The organism is Sphingomonas sp. NPDC092440 (genome assembly GCF_044754985.1).
Classification (GTDB): domain Bacteria; phylum Pseudomonadota; class Alphaproteobacteria; order Sphingomonadales; family Sphingomonadaceae; genus Sphingomonas.
Genome location: NZ_JBIVQA010000006.1, coordinates 139,753 through 161,434 on the forward strand (window position 1 = coordinate 139,753; position 21,682 = coordinate 161,434).

Below are 21,682 nucleotides of genomic sequence, written 5' to 3' on the forward strand. Positions count from 1 at the left end.
GGCTTAATTCCCCTTCCTGACTTGCGAGATGCTGGCGATCGCGAGGTTGCTGATCGTGCGATTGTCCGCCGTCTTGATCGTGATCCGCGGCGTGCCGTTGTCGAAGGCCACCGCGGTCACCGTACCCGTCAGCGTGGTCGCGCCCGCCGGCACGTCGACCATGGTGCCGAGAAGGCTGGTCGCCTGGCTGGTCGCCTGGGCCGAGACCAGCAGCTCGAGCCGGTCGTTCATCGTCTGGCTCTGCTGGATCTGCGAGAATTGCGCGAGCTGTGAGACGAACTCGAAATTGTCCATCGGCTTCAGCGGATCCTGATAGGTCAGCTGGGTCAGGATGATCTTGAGCAGCGCATCAAAGCCGAGGCCGAAGGCATCGGTCGCCGCACTGGCGGTGCTGGCATTCTGCTGGGTGCCGTTGGCGGCACTCACCGGCGCGGTCTGCGCGATCATCGTTCACTCTCCCGTAGCGGCATGGCGTTGATCTGGATGCGGGCGGCGGAAAGACCGTGGCGGCCGAGCAGCGCCGCGATCTCGTCGCGCAACCGATGGCGTTCCGCCTCGTCCAGCCCTTCGACGCGCGCGGCAATCTGAAGCCCGCTCTCGAGTTCGCGCAGCGCCACGTGCAGCGCCGAACGGGCGGCGGAGGGCGTGCGATGGGCGCGGCGCTGCGCCGAGGCGACCGGATCGGCGGCGTCATAATCCTCGAGCGCCGGCGGCTGCGCGGGCGCGGCGCTCCCCATCGGCGCGGCCGGGACGACCGCCGGGACGGCCCCGGCGGCACGCATCGCCGGCCGAGGCGCCGCGCCCGGCCGCGCCGCCGCGCCGGATTCCTGGCGCCCCCCCGATACGATTTCCCGACCCAGGCCCGCGGCCAAATCCCCCGGGGCGGCGCCTGGAACCGGCGCGCGCATCGCATCCTCTTGCCCAAGTGCCACCGCCTGGCCCGGAGTCTCGCCCGCATGGCCGAAGAAGCCGTTCTGATTGAACATCCGCGCGCGCGGGGCGAGCGCCTGCTGCGCCGGCCCGGCGCCCGCAGCATCGGGAGCGAGCAGCGAAGCCTCCGGCGCCGCCAGGGAAGGCATTTCGCCAGGCGCCGCCGCCCCGCCAGCCAGCGCGCCACCGGCGCCGAGCAACTGCGCGAACAGGTCGCTCGGCGCCTGTCCGTGCTGCTGATCGGCGGAATCGCCCCGCCCCTCGGGCGGCATGGGGCCGGTATGCGGGAGAGGTCCAATCATGCTCGCCTCCAGTTCGAAGCCATGCGATCCGCCAGCACGTCGAGCGCGCGTTCGTCACGATCGCGCCGCCGCGCCCGGCGGCTGGTGTCGAGCGCCCGGTCCGCAAGCCGGCAATGCGCATCGCCATCGTGCCAGGTCCGCTCCGCGAGCGCGCACGCCTCGGCCATCTGCGCGCGATGCGCCTGCGCGGCCGCGCTCGCCTGGCCCTGCTCGACAAGCTCGGCGGCAAGCGCATGGGCGAAATCCGGCGCGAAGTCCGCGCTGCCCAGATGCGCGTCCCAGGCAAGCGCGGCCATTGCCGTGCGCTCGTCCGCCCGCCGCGACGCGTCCGCGGCCTCTTCCTCGCGCACCTGCGCCGCGGCCAGCTCCTGATGCGCCGCCATGCGCTGCGCGACACGAAGCGCGGCGATGTCGGCAAGCGCGCGATGGGCCCGGCGGTCATGCATGGCCGCTGCTCCCGATCGCCATGCCCAGGCCGGCGAGCGTGTCGGCGAACGCCGAATTCTCGCCCTGCCCCTGGCGCAGGAACGCCATCAGCTTCGCCCGCATCGCGATCGCCTGATCGATCTCGGCATTGGCGCCGCCCTTGTAGACGCCGCTCTCGATCATCACGCGCGCCTCGTCATAGACGCCGAGCTGGGTGACGGCGGTGCGCGCCGCCGCGGCGTGCTGGCGCTCCATCAGCCGCGCGGCCTGGCGGCTGATGCTGCGCGACACATCGATCGCCGGAAAATGCCCGCGCTCCGCGAGCGTGCGCGACAGCACGACATGGCCATCGAGCAGCGACTTCATCACTTCGACGATCGGGTCGTCGACATCGTCGGTCTCGCTCAGCACGGTCATCACCGCAGTGATCGCGCCGCGTCCAGTGGCGCCGCAGCGCTCGACCAGCCGCGGCAGGGCCGCGAAGACATTCGGCGTATAGGCGCGCACCGTCGGCGGCTCGCCGGCGGCCAGCCCGATCTCGCGCAGCGCCATGGCAAGGCGCGTGACCGAATCCACCACCAGCAGCACATGCTCGCCGCGATCGCGCCAATGCTCGGCCAGGCACAGCGCGACATTGGCGGCCCGGGCGCGCAGTGCCGCGGTCTCGTCGGACGTCGCGGCGACCAGGGTGAAGCGCGCCGCATCGGCACGCGCGGAGAGCGTGCGCCAGATCGCCTCGACTTCGCGCCCGCGCTCGCCGACCAGGCACAGCACCACGCGGTCGCATTCGATCTGCCCCGCGAGCTGCTCGAGCAGGCTGGTCTTGCCCACGCCCGCGGCCGCGAAGATGCCGACGCGCTGCCCTTCGCCCAGCGTCAGCAGCCCGTCGATCGCGCGCAGCCCGGTCTTCACCATGCGTCGCGGTGCCGCGCGCTCGAGCGGGCGCGGCACCGATCCGGCCAGCGCCGTCCGGCCCGCGACGGCGATTTCCCCCCGGCCGTCGAACGGCCGCCCGAACCCATCGATCGCCCGCCCGGCGAACCCGTCTCCCACCGCCGCCGAGCCACCGCCGGGCAGCGCCGTCACCCGCGCGCCCGGGCGCACCCGGCGATTCTGCTCGAGCGGCACCAGGATCAGCCCGGCTTCGTCCACTGCGGCGACTTCGACGCGCACGACGCCCCCCTCTCCGGCAACGTCGCAAAGGTCGCCCACGGTGCAGGCCGGACCGGTCGCCTCGAAATGGCCATGCGCGACCTTGCGCACGAAGCCGACCGGGCGGACCAGCTCCAGATCGCGCAGCCGCTGCAGGAAGGGATGGGCGGTCATCCGGCCATCTCGGCGAGCAAGGCCGACAGCGCCTGCCACTGCGTGTCCATGTCGAGATCGATCTGGCCCAGCCGGCATTCGATCCGGCTGGCGCCGGCACGCAGCGCGCGGTCGATCTCGACGCGCACCCCTTCCGCGCCGAGCCCATCCGCGAGCGCGGCGAGCGCGTCAGCGTCCGGAAAATCCTCTGGGCTCAAATGGATAGCAATCACGCTCGAGCGACGCAGGGCAGCGAGCTGACGCGCGATCATCGCCTCGACCAGGCCGGACCGGTCCTCGCCATCGGCGAACATCCTGGCAAGCGCGGCACGGGCGAGTTCCGGGGCGAGCCGATCGAGCGCCCCCAGCCGCTCGCCCAGGTCGGCGCGGGCGCGCTCCAGCCCCTGGCGAAGCGCGGCGATCCCATCGGCCTCGCGCCGCTCGGCCTGCGCCAGCCCCTCCTGCCGGCCCTCCTCGCGCGCCACCGCCACCGCGCGCTTCGCCGCCGCCTCGTCCTCGGCGCGCTGGCGCTGGAGCCGCTCCAGCTCGGCAATCAGCCGGGCCTGCTCGATGTCGCGCGGATCCGGCACCGGCATCTCACGCGCTTCGGCGGGCGGACGCACGCCGCCGACGAAGCTGCGCACCGCGACCCCGGCATCGGACTTGATGAGCATGGTCACGGCAGCTTGCCGCGCGGGCGGAGCAGGCCGCCCATCGCCTGGGCAAGCGACGCGCCGCGGCCCGGCTCGGGGCGCGCCGCCCCCTTGCCCGCCGGCATCAGGAACGCATCGAGGGCGCGCCGGCCCGCCACGGTCAGCCCCGTATCGCGCGCCTCGAGCCGTGCGGCGATATCGGCCGAATAGGGAGAAGCCGGTTCCACCGGGCCGCTCGCCAGGGCAGCGAGCCGGGCGCGGACGCGGCGGCGCTCCTCGGCGCCCAGCCTTGCGAGCACGGCCCTGCGATCGGCGGCGGGCATCTCGCGCAATGCGTCGATCAGAATGTCGAGCCGGGCCTCAGGCAGCAGCATCGCCGGCCTCCTCCGTCATGTTGAGCTGGCGGCGGAGCCGCTGCGCAAAGGCCTCCTGCTCCTCGCCGCTCATCCGGCTGCCCGAAGTGCGGAAACGCCAGGCCAGCATCGCCGCGATCGCCACGCCGGCAACCAGCCAGAGCCACACCGGCGGCCAGGCGAAGCCGAAGCCCTGGGCCGGCAGCGGCGCGGCGGCAGGCGCGCTTGCCGCCACATGGCTGGGCTGCGCGATCGGCGGGGAGGACTGCGACCGGTCGATCGGCCCAGTCTCGAACGACAGGCTGTCGCCGGCCTGGTCGTCGAGCCCCGTCGCCTGGACGATGGCATTGCGCGCGACCTGCTGGTCCTCGGGGTTGATCGGAGCTTCGCTGATGAACAGGATGCGCATGCGGAAGTTGCGCGCCGATCCCTCGCCCGAAGGCGTCCAGCCGGCGGCGGGCGCCGTCGCCGGATCGGAACCGGCCGGGCCGTTCGGCAGCAGCAGGAGGCGCAGGGCAAAGCGCACGCCCGGCATCTGCCGTTCCACCGCGCCGCGCGCCCGGGCACGATAGTAATTCTCGACCGCGCCGCGCTCCTCGATATCGGCGGGGCGCTCGAGGCCGGCACCGCCCTCGATCGCCGGCGCGGGGCTGATCACATGGCCGGCGGCGTCGAGCACCACCACCTTGCTCTCGGGCAGATCGGGGACCGCCGCGGCAACCAGCTGCTGGATGCCGGAGACGCGCGCCGGGTCGGCCGTCTGGCCCGGCTTCATCGTCACCGTCACCGCTGCCTTGGGGTCGACCCGGTCGCCGCGGAAGAGCGCCTTTTCGGGCAGCGCGAGATGGACACGCGCGGTCTCCACGCCGTCCATCGCCGTGATGGTGCGGACCAGCTCGCCCTGGAGCGCGCGCTGATAGTTGATCTTCTGCGCGAAGTTGGTGAGCCCCATGTCGGACTTGTTGAACAGCTCGAAGCCGATCTGGCCCCGCGCCGCCGCGTCCGACCCGGCGATCGCGACGCGGGTGGCATCAGCCTGCCCCTCCGGCACCAGGATCGTCGCGCCGCCGTCGCGCAGGCGATAGGCCACGCCGCGCTTGTCGAGCTCAGCGACGATCGCGGAGGCATCGGTCGGCCGCAGCCCCTGGGCGAGCACGACATAATCGGTGCGCAGGAACAGGAAATAGCCGGTGGCAAGCAGCAGCAGGACGAGCCCGAGGACGCCGCCCAACAGGTACAGCTGGCCACGGGGAGCGGCGGGAGCGGGAACGGGGTTTTCCATCGGAGATCAGCCGGTCAGAGAGGCATGTTCATGATTTCGCGATAGCCCTCGACGATCCGCGAGCGGACCTGCATCGCGAGCTCCACCGAAAGCCGGGCCTGCTCCAGCGCCATGGTGACCTGGTGCACCGGCACCGAATCGTCGACCGTGAACTGCTGGACGAGCTTGTCCGCCGTGGCGATCTTCTGGTCGACACCGCGCAGACCGCTCATCAGCACCTCGCCGAAGCCGGCGCCCCCGGCGGACTGGGCGACCGTCCCGCTCGCCTCGCCCAGGCGCAGCGCGAGCGGCGCCGCATCGACGCTGCCGATCGCCGCGATCCCCTCGACCCCGGTCACGACTGCTTGCCCAGTTCGGCGGCGCGCGAATACATTTGCTGCGCGATGCTCATCGCCGTGAGATTGGCCTCATAGGCGCGCGAGGTCTTGATCAGCAGCGTCATCTCGGATGCGTGATCGACATCGGGATAGGTGACGAAGCCATCGGCATCGGCATGCGGATGGCCGGGTTCGTAGACCCGCCGCGTCCCCGCCGCCATCGGCTCGACGCCGAGCACCTCGACGCCGCCGGGCGTCTTGTCGTCCGCGCGCACGAGATGCGCGAAATCGACCTGCGGCCCCGACAACAGGCGCAGCGGGTGGAAAGGCTGGCCGGAGGCGGTGCGGCTCGTGTTGATGTTGGCGAGGTTCTGCGCGATCACCTGAAGGCGCTGCCACTCGACGTCCAGGCCGGTGCGGCTGATGGCGATGGCATCCATCTCAGCGGCCTCCCGAAACGATGGTGCGGGCAAGCTCCATCTGACGGCCGAGGATCGAGAGCAGCGCGCCATAGCGCATCGCCGTCTGCGAGGCGTTGGCGATCTCCAGGTCGAGCCGCATCTCGCTGGCGATCCGCGGCGCCGGCACCAGCTCCACCTTGGGCTCGACCCCCGCGATCGCCCCGCCGCCCTGCGTCGCCGCGCTGCGCAGGCTGTCCTCGAAGGTGACGCGGATCGGCCGATAGTTGGGCGAGTTCGCGTTGGCGATGTTCTGCGCGGTCGCCTGGTAGCGCGCGGTAAGTCCGTCGAGCGCCTTGGCGATCAACGCCGTCGAAATACTCTCCATGTCCCCACCCTTTTCACGCTACTGAACGATGATCTCCGCGTGCAGCGCGCCCGCGGTCTTGATTGCCTGGAGGATGCTGATCATGCGCCGCGTATCGACATGCGCGCGCGACAGCGCCTGGACGAGGTCCGCGACCGAAGTGTTGGGAAAGCGGAACGACTGGTCCCCCACCCCTTGCGCCACCTCGAGCTTGGTGTTGGTGACGATCAGGCTGCTGACGTCGCTGGCGAAGCCGCCATAGAAGCCGCCGGGCTGCGACGCGCTGCGCTCGCCGGTTACCGTCACCTTGATGTCGCCCTGCGCGATCGCGACGCTCGAGATCATCACGTCGCCGCCGGCCACCACCGTGCCGGTGCGCTCGTTGATCACGATGCGCGGCGCGACGTCGGGCTCGACCCGGACATTCTCGAGCTGCGCCACGAAGCCGGTTACCTCCGTCGGCGCGCCGGCGAAGCGGATGCGGACCTCGTCGGCATTCTTCGCAAGCGCGGTGCCATAGCCGAAGCGCGCGTTGATCTGCTCCGCGATGCGCTGCGAGGTCGAGAAGCTCGGGCTGGCGAGCAGGAACCCGATCTCGTTGCCGCCGCGCAGCACCGCGGACTCCACCGGCGCCTCGATGGTGCCGCCACCCTGGAGCACCGCGGTGGTCGGATAGTTGCGCTGCTGCTGGTTGAGATCGGCGTCGAACCGATAGCCCCCCACCAGCAGCGGCCCCTGCGCCAGCGCATAGGTGCGCTGGTCCGGCCCGAGCAGCGGCGTCATGATCAGCGTGCCCCCCGCCAGGCTGCGCGCATCGCCGATCGAGGATACGGTGACGTCGATCCGGTCGCCGACATTGGCCGAAGGCGGCAGCACCGCGGTGACCATCACCACCGCGACGTTGCGGCTGCTGAGCTGGTCCTCGGTCACGCTGGTGCCTAGGCGGCTCAGTACGTTGCGCAGCGCCTGGCGCGTCACGGCGCTGCGGCGCGTGTCGCCCGATCCCGCAAGGCCGGTGACCAAGCCATAGCCCACCAGCGCATTCTCGCGCCAGCCGTCGAACCTGCCCAGGCTCTTGAGCGGCACCGACTGGGCCATGGCGGGCGCGGCCGGCACCGCCAGGGCCAGTATCAGGGCCAGCACCAGGGCCGCCGCGCGGAGGGTTCCGACGCCGCGCATCAGCCCAGCCCCAGCAGCGAGAAGATGCGGTTGAGCAGCCCCGGCCTGGCGCTGCGCGAGACGAAGCCCTTGCCGTCATAGTTGATCTGGGCATCGGCGATCCGGCTCGACAGCACGCTGTTGTCGCTGCGGATGTCCTCGGGCCGGATGCGCCCGCGCACGGCGATCAGCGTCTTCTCGCCGTTCACATGGAGGCGCTGCTCGCCGACGATGCGATAGTCGCCATTGGGCAGCACCTGCTCGATCGTGACGCTCAGCTGCGCGACCAGCCGCTCGCTGCGCCGCACCTCGCCGCGCCCGGTATAGCCGCCGCCGAAGGAGAGCTGGCCGCTCTCGCTGATCGAGCCCGCATTGAGCCCGCCCGACACGTCGGTGCTCTTGCGCGTCGCATTCTGCGTGGTGTTCGAAGCCTCGGCCGCCTGCTGGACGACCACCGTGATCGCGTCGCCCACGCCGCTGGCGCGGCGGTCCGCGGCCATGGCGGACCAGTTCCCGCCCTTGAAGAGATCCTGCGCGGCCGCCGGTGCCGCGAGCAGCAGCGCCGTGGCGGCGGCGGCGGTTGCCAGCCTGGGGCTCATCGCCCGCCCTCCCCGCCGGCCAGCGCGAGCGGCGCGGCGAAGACCTTGCCCTGGGCATCGCGCACGAACAGGCGCCCGCCCGAACGGCCGGACTGCATCGTGGTCACCGCGCGCTCGACCGTCACCGGGCCGGCCGCCGAGCGCAGCGTGAGCGGGGTTCCCTTGCCGATCGCGTTCCGGGGAAGTGCCGCCAGCCGCCCGAGATAGGCGCCCGCCGGCAGCGCGGCACGCGCCACCGCCAGCCCGCCCCGCTCGTAGCGCAGCGCCGCCGGGGCCGCATCGCGGCATTCGGTCGCGATCACGTCTCCCGCCGTGACGGCGGCGCCCGCCGGAATCGCGGCGGCAGCGGCGAAGCAGCCGCCATGGCTGCGCGCCGGCGCGGCCGTGAGCGCGGCGCGGATCCGGACAGTCCCTTCCGCCGGTGCCGTCACGCGCAGCCCGGGCACCCGGCGGCGCACCAGCGCGGCGAGATCGCGCGCCGGCAGGGCGAGCGCCGACGCGCCGCGCGGCAGCCGGGCGACCACCAGATCGGCGATGCGCGCCGGCAGCACGCCCTCGCGCGCCGCGACCAGATCGCCGACGCGCAGCTGCGCCGAGCGCACCTCGACCACCGGCCTGAGCGCGACGTCCACGCCGCCGCCCCCGGCCGTGGCGGCGACGAGCGCCACCCCCATGACGATCCCCCCTGCCATGGTGCTAGCGCCGCAGGCCGTTCGCGATGCCCATGAGCTGATCGGCGGCCTGGACGATCTGGGCATTGGCGGCATAGGCGCGCTGGACGAGCATGAGCCGCACCATCTCATCGGTCAGCGCGACGTTCGACTGCTCGATCGAACCCTGGACAAGCATCCCCATGCCGTCTTCCCCGGGCACCGCTTCGCTGAGCGCGCCGGCGTCTTCGACCCGGTAGAGGCCGCCGTCGAGCCGCGAGACCGCCGACGGATCGTTGACGCGAACGAGCTGGATCTGCCCGAGCTCGACCGGATCGGCGCTGTCCGGCACGCGCACGCGCACCACGCCGTCCTTGCCGATCTCGATCGCGCTGGCGTCGCCCGGCACGGTGATCGCGGCGCGCAGCGCGATGCCATGGCTGGTCGCCAGCTGGCCGTCGTCATTCACCTTGAGCGCGCCGCCGCGCCACAACAGCGTCTGGCCGCCCGGCCCCATCAGCTCGATGAAGCCCTGGCCGTCGATCGCCACGTCGAGCTGCTGGCCGGTGCGCTCCAGCTGGCCCTGCTCGTTCAGCATGAACTGGGTATCGAGCATCACCCCCGCGACTTCCACGGGAAGCGGGCGCAGGTCGGGCGTCGCCACATCCTGCGGGCGGCTGGCGACCACGTCCGAGAAACGCAGCTGGGCGCGCTTGAACGCCGGCGTGTTCACATTGGCGATGTTGTTGGCGATGCCGTCCAGCGCGCGCTGCTGCGTCTGGAGGCCCACCGCCCCCACATAGAAGGCGTCGCTCATCGCGTCTGGCCCAGGCTGGAGATCGCGCGGCCGATCAGATCGTCATAGACCTGCACCAGGCGGGCGCCGCCTTCCGACTGACGCAGCGCGGTCATCATCGCGACCATCTCGTCGCCCATCTCGACATTCGAGCTTTCGACCATGCCCTGGCGGATCACCGGCCCGCCGACAATGTCCATCGCCCCCGCCCCGGCCGAGAAATAGGATTCGCCCACCGGCGTCAGCGCCTGCGGATCCTCGGCGGCGAACAGCTCGATCCGCGCGACCGGCCGGCCGGCCTCGATCACCGTGCCGTCCTGCTGGACAGTGGCGGCCTGGCCATCGAGCACCAGGTCCCCGCCGCCCTGCTGCTGCAGCACATAGCCCTGCGGCGAGACCAGCGTGCCGTCGGCGGCGAGCTTGAACTGGCCCTGGCGCGAATAGACCAGGCGATCGCCGGCGCGGAGCTGGAAGAACCCGTCGCCGCTGATCGCGAGATCGAATGGATTGCGGGTCTCGGTGAGCTTGCCCTGCGCGAAGTTGCGGCGGACCGCGACCTCGGGAAGCGGCCGAACGTCGTTCGGCGAAGCCTGGAGAAGCTGCGAGAACCCTATCTGCCGCTTGAAGCCCGGCGTCGAAACATTGGCGACATTGTGCGCCGCCACTTCAAGCTTTCTTTCAGACGCACTAAGAATAGCCGTCGCCGCATCGACGAGACCTGACATACCGCCCCCCGGTTACTGTCTCGATATGAGACAGATCCGGCCTTTCTCCGTCAAGTGGCGGCATGAAAGAAATATTTCAGTATGTTGCACCCACGATACAACCACGGAAATAGCACGATTCGCACCAAATGGATGGCAATGTCGCCATTCTTCTTTGCCAATCTACAATAGACCGAATCGACTTACATCCATTCCGGTCTATTTTCTTTGGAACCAGCGCCAGGCACCTGCTCCAAACCGTGTCGCCAACCTCGCGCGCGCCGTCGCGCCCGGCATCGGTCCGGACGGCGCCCCCGTCGCGCGGGCCACGCATCGGTCATGCCGCTGGCGGCGGGGCCGGGCCCCGCCCGCGCCAAGGGTCAGTCGGGGATTCGCACGCCCGAGATGCGCGCGCCGGCCGGCAGGCCCCGCGCCTGGCGAATGAGATCCACGCTCACCGACCAATAGACTTCCATGTCGATCAGCTCGAGATTGGCGGTCGTATCCTGTCCGCCGAGGAACAGCGGCCGGATATAGCCGACGCACTGGTTCGCCCGCGGTGCCGGCTTGCCGCTCCCGCGCCAATTCTCGAAGAACTCATCGGCCAGCGCGGCATCCGGCGCATCGACAAGTTCCTCATCGTGGAAGGTGAGGATGTTGCACGGAATCTCGAGCGCCGAAGCCGTGCCCGGCTCGAACATCATCACGCCGTCGCGGCCCTGGATGCTCGACTTGCTGGTGGTCGCGAAGATCCGCCCCAGCCAGTCGCTTCCGAACACCGTCAGGGTGCCCGCGAAATCGGGAAAGCCTTCCTCGACCATCGCATTGTAGTTGGGCAGTTGGATGGGATCGAACACCCGGTAGATGCCGCCGTTGAACGAGACGCCGCCGAACCGCTCGAACAATTCGGCAAGCGCATCGTCGCTCGGGCGGACCGGCAACGGAACCGGAGGCCGATCGAAATCCGGAGAGAATGTTTCGGTGAAATCCTCGAACACCTGCTACCTCACAATCCTAATGCACGATCCTGATTCCGGAAACCTTCGTACCGGATGGAACTCCGCGCAATTGCCGGCCGATCTGCGCCCCGAGGCTCCTGTTCACGCTCAGGTCCAGCGGTCGCATGTTCGATATAATATCGGCGCCTCCCAGCTGTAAATCGATGATATGGTCCACATCCGCGCCAGCGGGGATGGCATTGCCGGCCTGGCGATAGCGCGACGCCGCCGAAGTGCCGCTGCGGACCGAAGGCGTCACCCGCAGTTCCGCTCCGTTGAGGGCGTTCACCTTTTCGAGCGCGGCGGCGCGCTGCTCGGCATTCCATCCCTTCTTCATCTTGACGGTCAGCTCGATGGCCTCCTCGGCCTTGGCCACTGCGCGCGCGGCCTCGGCACCGCGCACGCCCATCGCAGCCGCCCGGGTGCCGCGGATCGCGGTGGTCACCAGGTTCGAGCTGCCGAGCGTCGCGACGGTCAGGCCGACCTCGCCCACGGCGAGCAGGCCCCAGCCCGCGGCGGCCCAGTAATTGCCCGACTGATAGGCCTCCCAGGCGGACTTGCCGCTGCCATAGCCGGGAACGATGACCTGCGCGGCGACGTCCGCCACCTGGCCGACGGTGATCCCGTCACCATTGCCGGCCTGCCCGCCCTGGCCGGCGGGCGTGGTGAGCGGCGAGATCTGCGGCACGATGTCGGCACCGACGCTGAGCTTGATGCCCAGCCCCGGGATCTCGACCGTGCCGCCGGTGTAGACATAGGTGTCCCCGCCGTTCGACATGAAGCGGGTCGCGCCGCCGCTATGCTCGAACGCCGCCCAGAAGCTGGTGACACCAGCCGCGTTTCCGGTGAAGTCGATGTTGATGCCGGGCGTGTTGGCGACCGCGACGCCGTCCTTCGCCAGCCAGGCCGGCAGGCTCGTCTTGATATACTGGTGATGATCGTCGTCATTGACGATCGGCACGTCCGGACCGGCGCGCAGCTTCGGCTTGCCGTCGTCGGGAACCGCCTCGCCCCGCCGCGCTGCTTCGCCCCGCTCGCGCATGGCCGCCAGGTCGCCGCGGACCACCAGGCCATTGTCGGTCAGATCGAAGGTGATGCCATATTGCTTATAGGCCTCAAGGTCCTGCGGCGTTCGGTTGGCGAGCCATTCCGCCCCCGCGGTGCGGACCGCGTTGACGGGCTTGGGCTGCTCGGGCGCCTTCATCGTGGCGCCGCGCAGCATCAGGTCGCTGAGCGCCTGGCCGATGACATCGGGTATCCCGGCAACGAGATTGTCGCCGAAGCTCGTGCCCTCGATCGCGCTGCGGGTCGCCGCGCTCGCCACCATGCCGGCGGCGCTCTGGCCAAGATGGGCGAAATGATTGCCGATGCTGGTGTCGCCGATGGTCGTCACCGCGCCACCGGCATTCTTGATGTCGGTGAACGACTTGGCGCCGAACAGCTTGCCGGCTTCGAAGCTGGCCATCGCGCCGACCCCGGCCGCGGCCACCCCGGCCCAGCTGAACTTGTCCTGCAGCCCGGTGACGACGCCGATGCCCTGGCTGACAAGGCTGCTCGCCGCCGAAGTGACGCCGGCGCGGATCACACCGCTCTTGATGCCGTCGAAGATCCCGCTGCCGCCGATCCCGGCGCTGACGCCGCCGCCGATCGCTGCGAGGCCCACGGCCTTCCAGCTGAACTTCTCCTGGATGCCGGTGGCGACGCCAATGCCCTGACTGACGATCGAGCCGACCGCCGCCGCGCCGGCGCCGATCGCGATGGCGCCGCCCAGGCCGATGCCCGCCGTGGTGGCCAGCGTCCCGCCGAGCACCGCGGAGATGCCGGCGCCGATCGACGAGATCGAGGGAGCCAGCGCGGCCGCCGCGGCGCCGGCCGTCACCACGGTGACTGCGATCGCGACCACCGCGAGCAGCACCATGCCGATCACGCCGCACTTGTTCTTCTTGCCGCCCGCCTGGGGCTGCGGCGTCGACGGCGTGACGTCGCCGATCGCCTCGCCCGGATTGTACGGCTTGAAGCCGGTCGCGTTATAGCTGCTCTTGATGACCCCGCTCGGCAGGGTCAGCGTGCGGCCCTCGGCCAGCGCGGTCGCGCCGCTGATGCCATTGGCGTCGGCGATGCGATACCACAGGCTGGAATCGCCCCACATCGCCAGCGCGATGCCCTGCAGCGTGTCGCCGGCCCGGACAGTATAGCTGCCGCCCGCCGATCCCTGGCTGTAGCTGTTGATCGGATCGTAGCTGTTGGCGAAATCGGCGTAGGAGGTGCCGTAGCTCGAACCGTTGCGGAAGGCCCCCGGCGTGGTGGGCGAGACGGTCTGCCGCTCGCCGATCGACTGCACGGTCGATACGTCGCTGGTGCCGTTGTTGCCGACATAGCCGAGCTGGCGGCCGTTGAAGCGATACCAGATCTCGTGCGGGTCGCCGTTCGACCAGTTATAGTCCTGCTCGTCGCGGCGGATGATCTGCCCGTCGCCATTGAGCTTGAAGCTGACGTTGCGGGCCCGCGCGTCGCCGACATAGAGCGAAGTCAGCTGCCCCAGGCCGTTATAGTAGAAGGTCGTGTAATAGGTGGTCGACTGGCCGGTATTGGGCTTGTGCGCGATCTGCGACTGCACCGCCCCGTCCCACCAGGCAAAGCTGTTGGTGGTCAGCGTGTCGGGCGCGTTGGCATTGTTGTTGTCGCGATAGTTGATCGTCGAGACGCTGATCGCCGCGCCCAGCGCATAGTTCGTGCCATAGCCATAGTCGTAATAGGTGTACGACTGATAGGTATGGCCGTCATACTTCTTGGTCGAGCTGTTCTCGTAGGTGATCTGGCCCTTGTTGTTGTAGCTCGCATAGCGGCTATAGGCGATGGTCGAGCCGTTCGCCTCATAGTCGGTCTGCGAGGTCTGGTGCCCCATCAGGTCATAGTAGAAGCGTGAGCGCAGCGTGCCGGTCGAAGGTGCCGCGGGGATGGTGCCCGGCGGCGTCGCGACACCGGTGTTATAGTCGTAATCCTCGGTGACATAGCCGCCCATCGAGGTCTGGATCTCGAACACGCGGCCGGCGCTGTCGTAGATGTAGTTCTCGCGGCTCTCGTAATAGCTGCCGGGGTAATAATAGCCCCACTCGTAATCATAATAGCCCGGCGAATATTCGGTGCGCATCACGGCGATGCGCTGACCGGCGAGATCGTACAATATGTCCTGCCCGCCACCGGTGCCGTACACTGCCTCGCCGCGGACGATCTGCCCGCCGCGCAACGTGCCCTTGTCGGTGACGACGCGGTTCATGCTGTCGAAGCGGAACCAATAGTCGTTCGTCGTGGTGTAGGACGAGACATTGCCCTGGTAATCGAGCGTCCGATAGGTCGCGGTGGTGCGGCGGACATTGCCGTTCGCGTCATATTCATAGGCGAGGTTCGCCGCGGGCAGCGTCGCCGTGCCCGCCTCGACAAAGGTCTTCAGGCGGCCGAGCGCGTCATAGGTCGCGGTGGAGTTCTGGAGCGTCGCCGAAGTGGTGTAATAGCTCTCGTCGACCCAATAGCTGTTGGTGACGTACCCGTAATAGGGGTCGTATTCCTCGTACCAATAGCCCGGCTGGTAATAGCCCGCTTCCTCGATGGTCTGCTCGGTGAGGCGCTGGCCGAGCTTGTCGTAGCTGTAGGTCGAGACAGTGCGCGCCCAGGTGGAGTTCGCCACCGGATAGGGCGTGCCGAGGATCGTCGAGCCGAGCTGGCCGGTGTTGAGATAGGTATAGGTCGTGTACACGCCGCCCGTGCCCGACTGGTAGAGCCGGCCGGCGACGTCGTAGCTGTAGGACCAGACATGGCCGCCGAGATCGGTCTTGGCGGTGGTCCGGCTGAAGATGTCCTTGCTCTCGACGAGCGTCCTGCCGTTGGCATGGGTGGTGACCTGGGTCCAGCCGCCGAAGGTGCCGAGCCCGCTGGTCGAGATGCCGCCGTTCCAGGCATAGGAGAAGCTGGTCAGGTCGCCGCCGAACGCGAGCTGGCTGGTGACCCGGCCGAGCGAGTCATATTCGGTCAGCGCCTTTTCGGGCGTGTAGCCGATGATCGGCGTGTAATATTCCCAATGGCCCCCGCCGCCATAATAGCCGCCATAGGGATCATAGGGATCCTCGACCCAATAGGCTTCCTCGGGGCCGTAGACCGGGTTCTGATACAGGTTGTTCCAGGCCTGGATGCGCTGGCCCAGCCCGTCATAGGCGAAATTCTCGACCAGGCCGCCATAATGCGCGACGGTCGTGACGCGGCCCATCGCGTCATAGTCCTGGGTCGTCACCCGGCCGATCTGATCGGTGACGCGGCGGACATCGCCATGGATGTCATAGGCATTGGCGATCTTGCCGCCGTCTGCCGCGAAGCTGGTCGCGATCAGCGCCGCGCCCGTGCCATAGCCGGTGCCAGCCAGGAAGGTTCGCGTCGAGAGATTGCTGTTCGCGTCGCGGCTGCCGATCAGGCGGCCGCTCAGGTCGTAATAATAATATTCGGTCGGGCGGACATATTGCTGGCCGCCATTCTCCAGCGTGATCCAGACGGCCGGGCTCTCGCTTTTGATCAGCTTGCCCATGGCATTGTAGCTATAGTCGAGCGTGGCGCCGAGCGCGTTGGTCTCGCTCACCACCTCGAGGAAGGCGTTGTAGGTCCGGCTGGTGACGAACTGGTCGCTCGCCGACGCGCTGAGCTGCCGCCCCTCCTCGACCACCTGCACCGCCAGGTTGCGCTTGTCGTAGCTGGTATAGGTGGCATTGACCGTCGCCAGGCCGACCAGCGACAGCGCTCCGGCGAAGGACTGGCCGGCCAGGCTGGTGCCCGCCGAGGTGATGACGACGGTCTGGTTGCCGTTGCGGTCGTAGCCGAAGAACTTCCACACGCCGTCGCCGGCATTGGTGGCGGTCAGCCGCCCGCCATTGTCATACTGGTTCTCGGTCTGCCACAGGCCGTTGACGCCGTTCTTCCAGACCTCGCCATAGCCGGTATATTGAGTCTGGCTGTAATCCAGCATCGCATAGCTGCTGCCGTTCCAGGTCGCGACGCCCTGGAAGACCTTGCGCCCGGCCAGGTCGTAGCGGGTGGCGATCGCATCGGTCACGGTGCCGCCGGCCGCGGTCGTCCGGCTGTAGCTCTCGCGCTTCACCCGGCCGGCCGCGTCATAGGCATAATAGCGCGTGAAGCCCGATGCGTCGGTCATGCTGCCCAGGCGGCCGCCCGCGCCATAGCTGTAGGTCGTGACCCGGGTCGGCGCGTTGGTCGCCCCGGACTGGATCGAGCGCGAGAGATTGCCGAGCCCGTCATAGAGATACTGGGTGGTCGGCGAGACCCACTGGCCGTTGAAGTCGACAAAGCCCGCGCGGGTCTCCACCGTCAGGCGACCGGCCCCGTCATAGCTGTAGTTGGTCTGGTCCCCGGTCGCCTCGATCTTGCGGACCACCTGGCCCAGGCCGTTGTAGAGATACTGGATCGTCGCGGTGCCGGTGACCGAGGTCAGCGCGCCGTTGCTCGCGTTGATCGCATAGGCCTCGACCGAGAGCCGCGATTCCGAGGTGCGGTTGCCGTTGCGGTCATAGCCATATTGCGTGACCCGGTCGGTGCCCGCCGTCGCCACCGCCGGTGCTCCGGCGACCGACGCGGTCCCCGTGAAGCGCGTCGCATAACGGCGCTCGCTGGTAACGTTGCTGTCCGGATCATAGGCCCAGCTGGTGAGATAGCCCTGGGCATCCATCTGGCCGGTCTTGCGGCCGAGCAGGTCGTACCAGCTGAAGGTCTCGCCGCCATTGGGATCGGTGACCTTCTGGAGGTTGCCGTTCGCGTCATAGGCATAATAGGTGACGAGATCGACGGCGGCATAGCCGCTCGCATAATTGCCCGATACCACCCCGGCGACCTTGCTCCAGGTCAGGCGATCCAGCGCATCATAGTTGAAGAAGGTCTCGCGATAGCCGCCCGCGGGCGGCGACGGCGGCGCGGTGCCGACGCTGCCCGGCAGCGCGATCGAGCCCGCATAGGCGCGGCTGCTCTTGAGGTTGCCGTTGGCGTCGTAGCTGTAGCTCGAATAGCTGTTCTCGCTCGCCGAGGTCTGGCGGATCTCGACCTTCTTGCGGTTGAGCGCGTCGTAATAGAGCAGGGTCCGCGCGCCCGAGGCGTCGATCCTCTCCTTGACGTTGCCGCGCGCATCGTAGCGGATCGTCTCCACCGGCGCGACCGTCGTCACCGTCACCAGATCGTCGGCGATCACGCCCACGGCATCGCCGCGGGTCTCGATCAGCCGGTCGTTCTTGTCATAGCTGTAGGTGGTGGTGCGGCGATAGGCGAGATTGTCCGCCTCCACCTTCTTGGTGCGATTGCCGCGCGCGTCATATTCGAAGCGGTTGACGACCACCGAGCCGGTGAGGTTGCCGGCGGCGTCATAAGTCGCCATCGGCAGCGTCTCGGTGAGCAGCTGCCCGAGCTTGTCATAGCTATAGGTGGTCGCGGCGCCCGCGACGGCGCTGTCGGTGGCCGACTTGGCCGTCACCGACAGGCGGTTGCCGAAGGCGTCGTAGCTATAGGTCTCGAAGAAGCCCATCGCGTCGGTGGCGCGCGTCGTCCGCCCGAGCTTGTCGTAGAGGAACGACGTGACCGAATCCTCGCCGGCGTTCGCCGCCACCGACGGCGGCGTCGCCATCACCGCGCCGCCGCTCACCTGGTTGAAGCGGCGCGTGAGCGTCGCGATCTCGCCGAACACGGTGAACTGGGTTTCGGTCAGGTAATCGCCGGCGTCGCGCACATGCGTCACCCGGCCGAGCTTGTCATACCAGCGATAGGTGACGCCATTGCCCGGATTGGTGACCTTCCAGGCCTCGCCGAACGCGTTATATTCGTAGCTGGTCGTGCCGCCGAGCGCGTTGGTCTCCACCTTCAGCTGGCCGAGCTTGTCGTAGCTGTAGCTGGTCAGGTTCCCGTTCGGGTCCCACATCTGGACGCGGTTGCCGAGCCCGTCATAGGCATAAGTGGTGGTCGACGCTTCCGCCGTGTTCCAGCCGCGCATCTCGGTGACGACGCGGCCGGCGGCGTCATAGCCATAGACCGTGACCGCCTGATCGCTGGTGCCATAGGCGTCGTAGCGCGCGTTGAGCCTGCCCGTCGCGGTATAGTCGTACAGCGTGATGACGCCGAGCGGATCGGTCTCGGTGTAGAGCTTGCCGTCCGGATGATAGGCGAAGCTGCGCGCGGCATAGTCGCCGGCACCCGCCGTCGCCGCATCGACCTGGCCGATCGTCGTCGCGTTCGAGACGCCGATCTTGTTGTTCCAGACGACGCTGCCGGTGACCTTGCCCGAGGCGCTATAGTCGGTGCGCGAGACATAACCCTCGGCATCGACGACGTAGCGCGCCTCGCCGCGCGCGGTGTACCAGGTGCGGGTGATCCGGTCGGCCGCGCCGCCGGCATTGTTGCCCGACCAGCCGTCCATCGTGGCGACGGCGGGCAATGACCCGCTGACATATTTCGCGCCATATTCGACCGAGCGGATCACCTGCCCGCTGCTGTCGTAGCTCAGCCCGGTGACGCCGCCATCGGCATCGATCGAATAGGCCAGCCGCCCGGCCGCATCATAGACCGACCAGCTCGTGCGGTTGCCGGCATTGCCGGCCATCGCGGCGGTCAGCGCCTTGACATTGTCATAGGTATAGTCGCCCGTCGCCGCCATGGCGGCGGCAAAGCGGACCACGCTCGTCCGCAGCCCCGCCGCGTCATAGTCATAGGCGACGACCTGGTTGAGCCCATCGACCGCGTAGCGCAGCAGCCCCTGGCCGTCATAGACGTAGCGCGTCACTCGGTCGCCGGCCGAAGTGCCGACGCTGGCAACCAGGTCGTTGAAGCTGCCCGCCGCGCGCAGCCCGGCGGCCGCGGCATTGTACGACGCGATCTCGGCAACCTTGATGCCCGCCTTGTCATAGACGTTGCGGACCAGGAACCCCTCGCCGTCGAGCGTGCCGAGCATGCGGCCGTCGCGATCGTAGAAGGCGCGAGTCACCGCCGCAGTCGCGGTCGGCGCGGGAATGTCGGTGAGCAGCGGCGGCGTGGTCTTGAAGCCGGCGATCTGCCCCGCCGTCAGCTTGACCGCATAGGCAGTGGTGGCGACCAGATGGCCGGCCTTGTCATAGGCCATGGTCGCGACGCTGCCGTCGCCCGCGATCGAGGCCACGACCTGGCCGAGCTTGTCATAGACCGACCAGCTCCACAGGTCCGCGCCACTCGCGGCAGGACGGATCGCGCCCGGCTCGAACACGCTGTCCGGATTCTGGAGGATGGCGAGCTGGCCGGCGGTCAGCCGGGTCGCATAGCGAGTGGTCGCCACGATCTTGTTGTTCGCGTCATAGCGATACTCGGTCATGTCGCCATAATGGTTGACTTCGGCGATCAGGCGGCCGCTCTTGTCATAGGCGTAGTAGCGATTGAGACCGACCGGATCGGTCGCGATGCGCAGCCGCCCGAGCTTGTCATATTGATTTGCCGCGGTACCGCCCGCGACATAGCTGCCGCTATCGGCCTGGCTGATCAGGTCGCCAGCCTTGTTGTAGGTGGTGACCGTCACATAGCCCGAGGCGAGCGTGACCGTGGTGGTGGTCGCCGTGTCGTTGAAGACGAAGCTGGTGGTGCCGCCATTGACGTCGGTCGACGCGGTCAGGCGCCCCATCCCGTCATAGACGAAGGCCTCGGAGACCTGCCCCTCCAGGTTGCGCGAGAGCAGGCGGCCGGACTGGTCATAGGTGTAGTAAGTGCGGCTCGCGCCCTCCGCAGTGGATTCCGCGCCCGCCGCGCTCGCGATCCCGAAGCTGCGGGTCGAGGTCATGTTCCCGCGCGCGTCATAGGTGTTGAGCGTGATCTTGGCCGAAGACCGGTCCGCCAGGCCGTTGCGCCACGCATCCATCGTCGCTTCGCTGAGCGCGCCGGAACCGATCGTATAGCCGTGCTCCGGATATTCGACGGTATACTGGACCTCGCCCGCCGCCGTGTACCGATATTCGGTAACATAGCCTTCGCCGCTGACGACGTAGCGCAGATGGTTCTCGGCGTCATAGGCGTAGCGCGTGGTGACGCTCACTGCCCCGCCGCTGGCATCGGAGGTGGTATGCGTCTCCGTCAGCAGCTCGTTCCGGCTGCCATAGGTGCGCGTGACGACATTGCCGGCACGGTCCGTCGCCGTGAGGAGGTTGCCGTTGCCGTCATAGGCGTAGCTCGCCGCATTGCCGGATGCGTCGGTGGTGCTGATGAGGTCGCCATTGGCGTTGTAGCCGAACTGCACGACCTGCTGCGCGGCCCCGCTCGAGGCGGGCGGCGCGGTGATCTTGGTGAGGTTGCCGGCCGCGTCATAATCGAGCCGGGTCACTTGCCCGGTGGCGTCGGTTATCGTGGTATAGCCGGCATAATAAGCGAGCGTCGTCACCCGGTTGACGCCCGAGCTGGCGAGCTGGGTCAGCGTGGCGACGCGGCCCGATCCGTCATAGGTGACGGCCAGGCTCGATCCGTCCTTCTGGGTGATGCTGTTGACCCGGCCGGCGCCGTCATAGCCATAGCTCGTCCAGTAGGAATCGGCATCGCCGGGCAGGGCGTTGTCGGCCGGGGTGAGATCGGTGCGGACCTTGGTCAGCTGCGAGCCGCTATATTCGTACCAGACGCGCGACAGCGTCTTGGAGAGGCCCGTCGCGAGATCGGTATAGCCGGTGGTGACCTTGGTGATGTTGTAGCCGGACCAGCTATATTGCACCCAGGCGCCGTCCGCCGTGGTCGCCTTGTCGAGCTTGTCGCCGACATAGGTATAGGTGATCGCGTTGAGATCGGTATCGCCTTCCCAGACGATGCGGCCGCCGTTCAGCTCGTCATATTTCTCGACGCGCTGGGTGGCGCCATCGGTCCAGATCCACTGGCTGCCCGACTTGACGATCTGGTCATAGGCGCCCGCGCCCTCCTTGGAGACATAGGCCGAGCGCGCGGCATCCCAGGTGTAGATCGTCTCGCTGCCATCGGCCGAGACGCGGCGCACGGTCGCCCCCGAGACCGCCGTCACGCGCCGGTCGGTGCTCTGGCGCCATTTGTCGTTATTGTCGTCGTCGGCGGTCGCCTGGCTGTTGAAGGCCCGGCCGATCGCGACATCGGGGCCGCGGCCGACAAGATATTCGTCCTGTCGCGAGATCAGCAGGTTGCCGTTCGCGGCGTTGACCAGGACGTTGTCGCCCCCGCGCCCCTGCGATGCGGTGCCGAGCAGGCCCGAACCTCCCAGAACCGAGCCCGATCCACGCTCGAAGCCCGTGCCGGCACCCGTGAAGATCGCAACCATCCGCCCCTCCAAATCGCCGCGGCGGCAGTCCCTTGCTGCCGCCCGTGATTGGTAGTCGGAGGATTTTCGCTGCCGTTTAGGGGACTTGCCCCGTTTTGGCTTCATCTCTTCGCGGCGCGGAGC

At 68.5% G+C, this 21,682-nt stretch carries 17 protein-coding genes; all 17 read right to left on the reverse strand.

All coding sequences use genetic code 11. The annotated features are described in order from the left end of the window. Positions 1 to 3: 3 nt before the first annotated feature. Complete coding sequence (locus ACIQCS_RS11955; protein ID WP_345847580.1) at positions 4 to 447, reverse strand: flagellar hook capping FlgD N-terminal domain-containing protein; 444 nt, start codon at positions 445 to 447, stop codon at positions 4 to 6. Further along, positions 444 to 1,232 (reverse strand): hypothetical protein, encoded by a 789-nt coding sequence (locus ACIQCS_RS11960; RefSeq protein ID WP_345847581.1) that lies wholly within the window; start codon positions 1,230 to 1,232, stop codon positions 444 to 446. The genes ACIQCS_RS11955 and ACIQCS_RS11960 overlap by 4 nt, the downstream gene beginning before the upstream one ends. After that, complete coding sequence (locus ACIQCS_RS11965; protein WP_345847583.1) at positions 1,229 to 1,678, reverse strand: hypothetical protein; 450 nt, start codon at positions 1,676 to 1,678, stop codon at positions 1,229 to 1,231. The genes ACIQCS_RS11960 and ACIQCS_RS11965 overlap by 4 nt, the downstream gene beginning before the upstream one ends. Next, on the reverse strand, positions 1,671 to 2,984 hold the full coding sequence (locus tag ACIQCS_RS11970; protein WP_345847585.1) for a FliI/YscN family ATPase: 1,314 nt from the start codon (positions 2,982 to 2,984) through the stop codon (positions 1,671 to 1,673). The genes ACIQCS_RS11965 and ACIQCS_RS11970 overlap by 8 nt, the downstream gene beginning before the upstream one ends. After that, a complete protein-coding gene (locus ACIQCS_RS11975) occupies positions 2,981 to 3,643 on the reverse strand; it encodes a FliH/SctL family protein (RefSeq protein WP_345847587.1) in 663 nt (220 codons plus the stop codon). Before ACIQCS_RS11975 ends, ACIQCS_RS11970 begins: the two co-directional genes overlap by 4 nt. Then, on the reverse strand, positions 3,640 to 3,990 hold the full coding sequence (locus ACIQCS_RS11980) for a hypothetical protein (RefSeq protein WP_345847589.1): 351 nt from the start codon (positions 3,988 to 3,990) through the stop codon (positions 3,640 to 3,642). The genes ACIQCS_RS11975 and ACIQCS_RS11980 overlap by 4 nt, the downstream gene beginning before the upstream one ends. Further along, positions 3,977 to 5,251, reverse strand: coding sequence for a flagellar basal-body MS-ring/collar protein FliF (gene fliF, locus ACIQCS_RS11985; RefSeq protein ID WP_345847591.1), 1,275 nt, complete (start codon positions 5,249 to 5,251; stop codon positions 3,977 to 3,979). The genes ACIQCS_RS11980 and fliF overlap by 14 nt, the downstream gene beginning before the upstream one ends. 14 nt (positions 5,252 to 5,265) lie before the next feature. Beyond that, positions 5,266 to 5,589 carry a flagellar hook-basal body complex protein FliE gene (locus ACIQCS_RS11990; protein WP_345847593.1) on the reverse strand — a complete coding sequence of 108 codons (324 nt, stop codon included), beginning with the start codon at positions 5,587 to 5,589 and terminating at the stop codon, positions 5,266 to 5,268. Next, positions 5,586 to 6,008, reverse strand: a complete 423-nt coding sequence (gene flgC, locus ACIQCS_RS11995; protein ID WP_280279762.1) for a flagellar basal body rod protein FlgC — start codon at positions 6,006 to 6,008, stop codon at positions 5,586 to 5,588. The genes ACIQCS_RS11990 and flgC overlap by 4 nt, the downstream gene beginning before the upstream one ends. Position 6,009: 1 nt before the next feature. Further along, positions 6,010 to 6,354 (reverse strand): hypothetical protein, encoded by a 345-nt coding sequence (locus ACIQCS_RS12000; RefSeq protein WP_345847595.1) that lies wholly within the window; start codon positions 6,352 to 6,354, stop codon positions 6,010 to 6,012. An 18-nt stretch (positions 6,355 to 6,372) separates the two neighbouring features. Further along, complete coding sequence (gene flgI, locus ACIQCS_RS12005; protein WP_345847597.1) at positions 6,373 to 7,512, reverse strand: flagellar basal body P-ring protein FlgI; 1,140 nt, start codon at positions 7,510 to 7,512, stop codon at positions 6,373 to 6,375. After that, entirely contained in the window at positions 7,512 to 8,090 is a 579-nt protein-coding gene (locus ACIQCS_RS12010) for a flagellar basal body L-ring protein FlgH (RefSeq protein ID WP_345847599.1), read from the reverse strand. The genes flgI and ACIQCS_RS12010 overlap by 1 nt, the downstream gene beginning before the upstream one ends. Then, entirely contained in the window at positions 8,087 to 8,764 is a 678-nt protein-coding gene (locus ACIQCS_RS12015) for a hypothetical protein (RefSeq protein WP_401530934.1), read from the reverse strand. Before ACIQCS_RS12015 ends, ACIQCS_RS12010 begins: the two co-directional genes overlap by 4 nt. Positions 8,765 to 8,786: 22 nt before the next feature. Further along, positions 8,787 to 9,557: a flagellar hook-basal body protein gene (locus ACIQCS_RS12020; RefSeq protein ID WP_345847601.1), complete on the reverse strand. Its 771-nt coding sequence runs from the start codon at positions 9,555 to 9,557 to the stop codon at positions 8,787 to 8,789. Continuing rightward, positions 9,554 to 10,261, reverse strand: a complete 708-nt coding sequence (locus tag ACIQCS_RS12025) for a flagellar hook-basal body protein (RefSeq protein ID WP_345847602.1) — start codon at positions 10,259 to 10,261, stop codon at positions 9,554 to 9,556. Before ACIQCS_RS12025 ends, ACIQCS_RS12020 begins: the two co-directional genes overlap by 4 nt. Before the next feature lie 359 nt (positions 10,262 to 10,620). Then, a complete protein-coding gene (locus tag ACIQCS_RS12030; protein ID WP_401530938.1) occupies positions 10,621 to 11,238 on the reverse strand; it encodes a hypothetical protein in 618 nt (205 codons plus the stop codon). Between the two features lie 16 nt (positions 11,239 to 11,254). Then, positions 11,255 to 21,559: a LysM peptidoglycan-binding domain-containing protein gene (locus ACIQCS_RS12035; protein ID WP_345847604.1), complete on the reverse strand. Its 10,305-nt coding sequence runs from the start codon at positions 21,557 to 21,559 to the stop codon at positions 11,255 to 11,257. Positions 21,560 to 21,682: the final 123 nt, after the last annotated feature.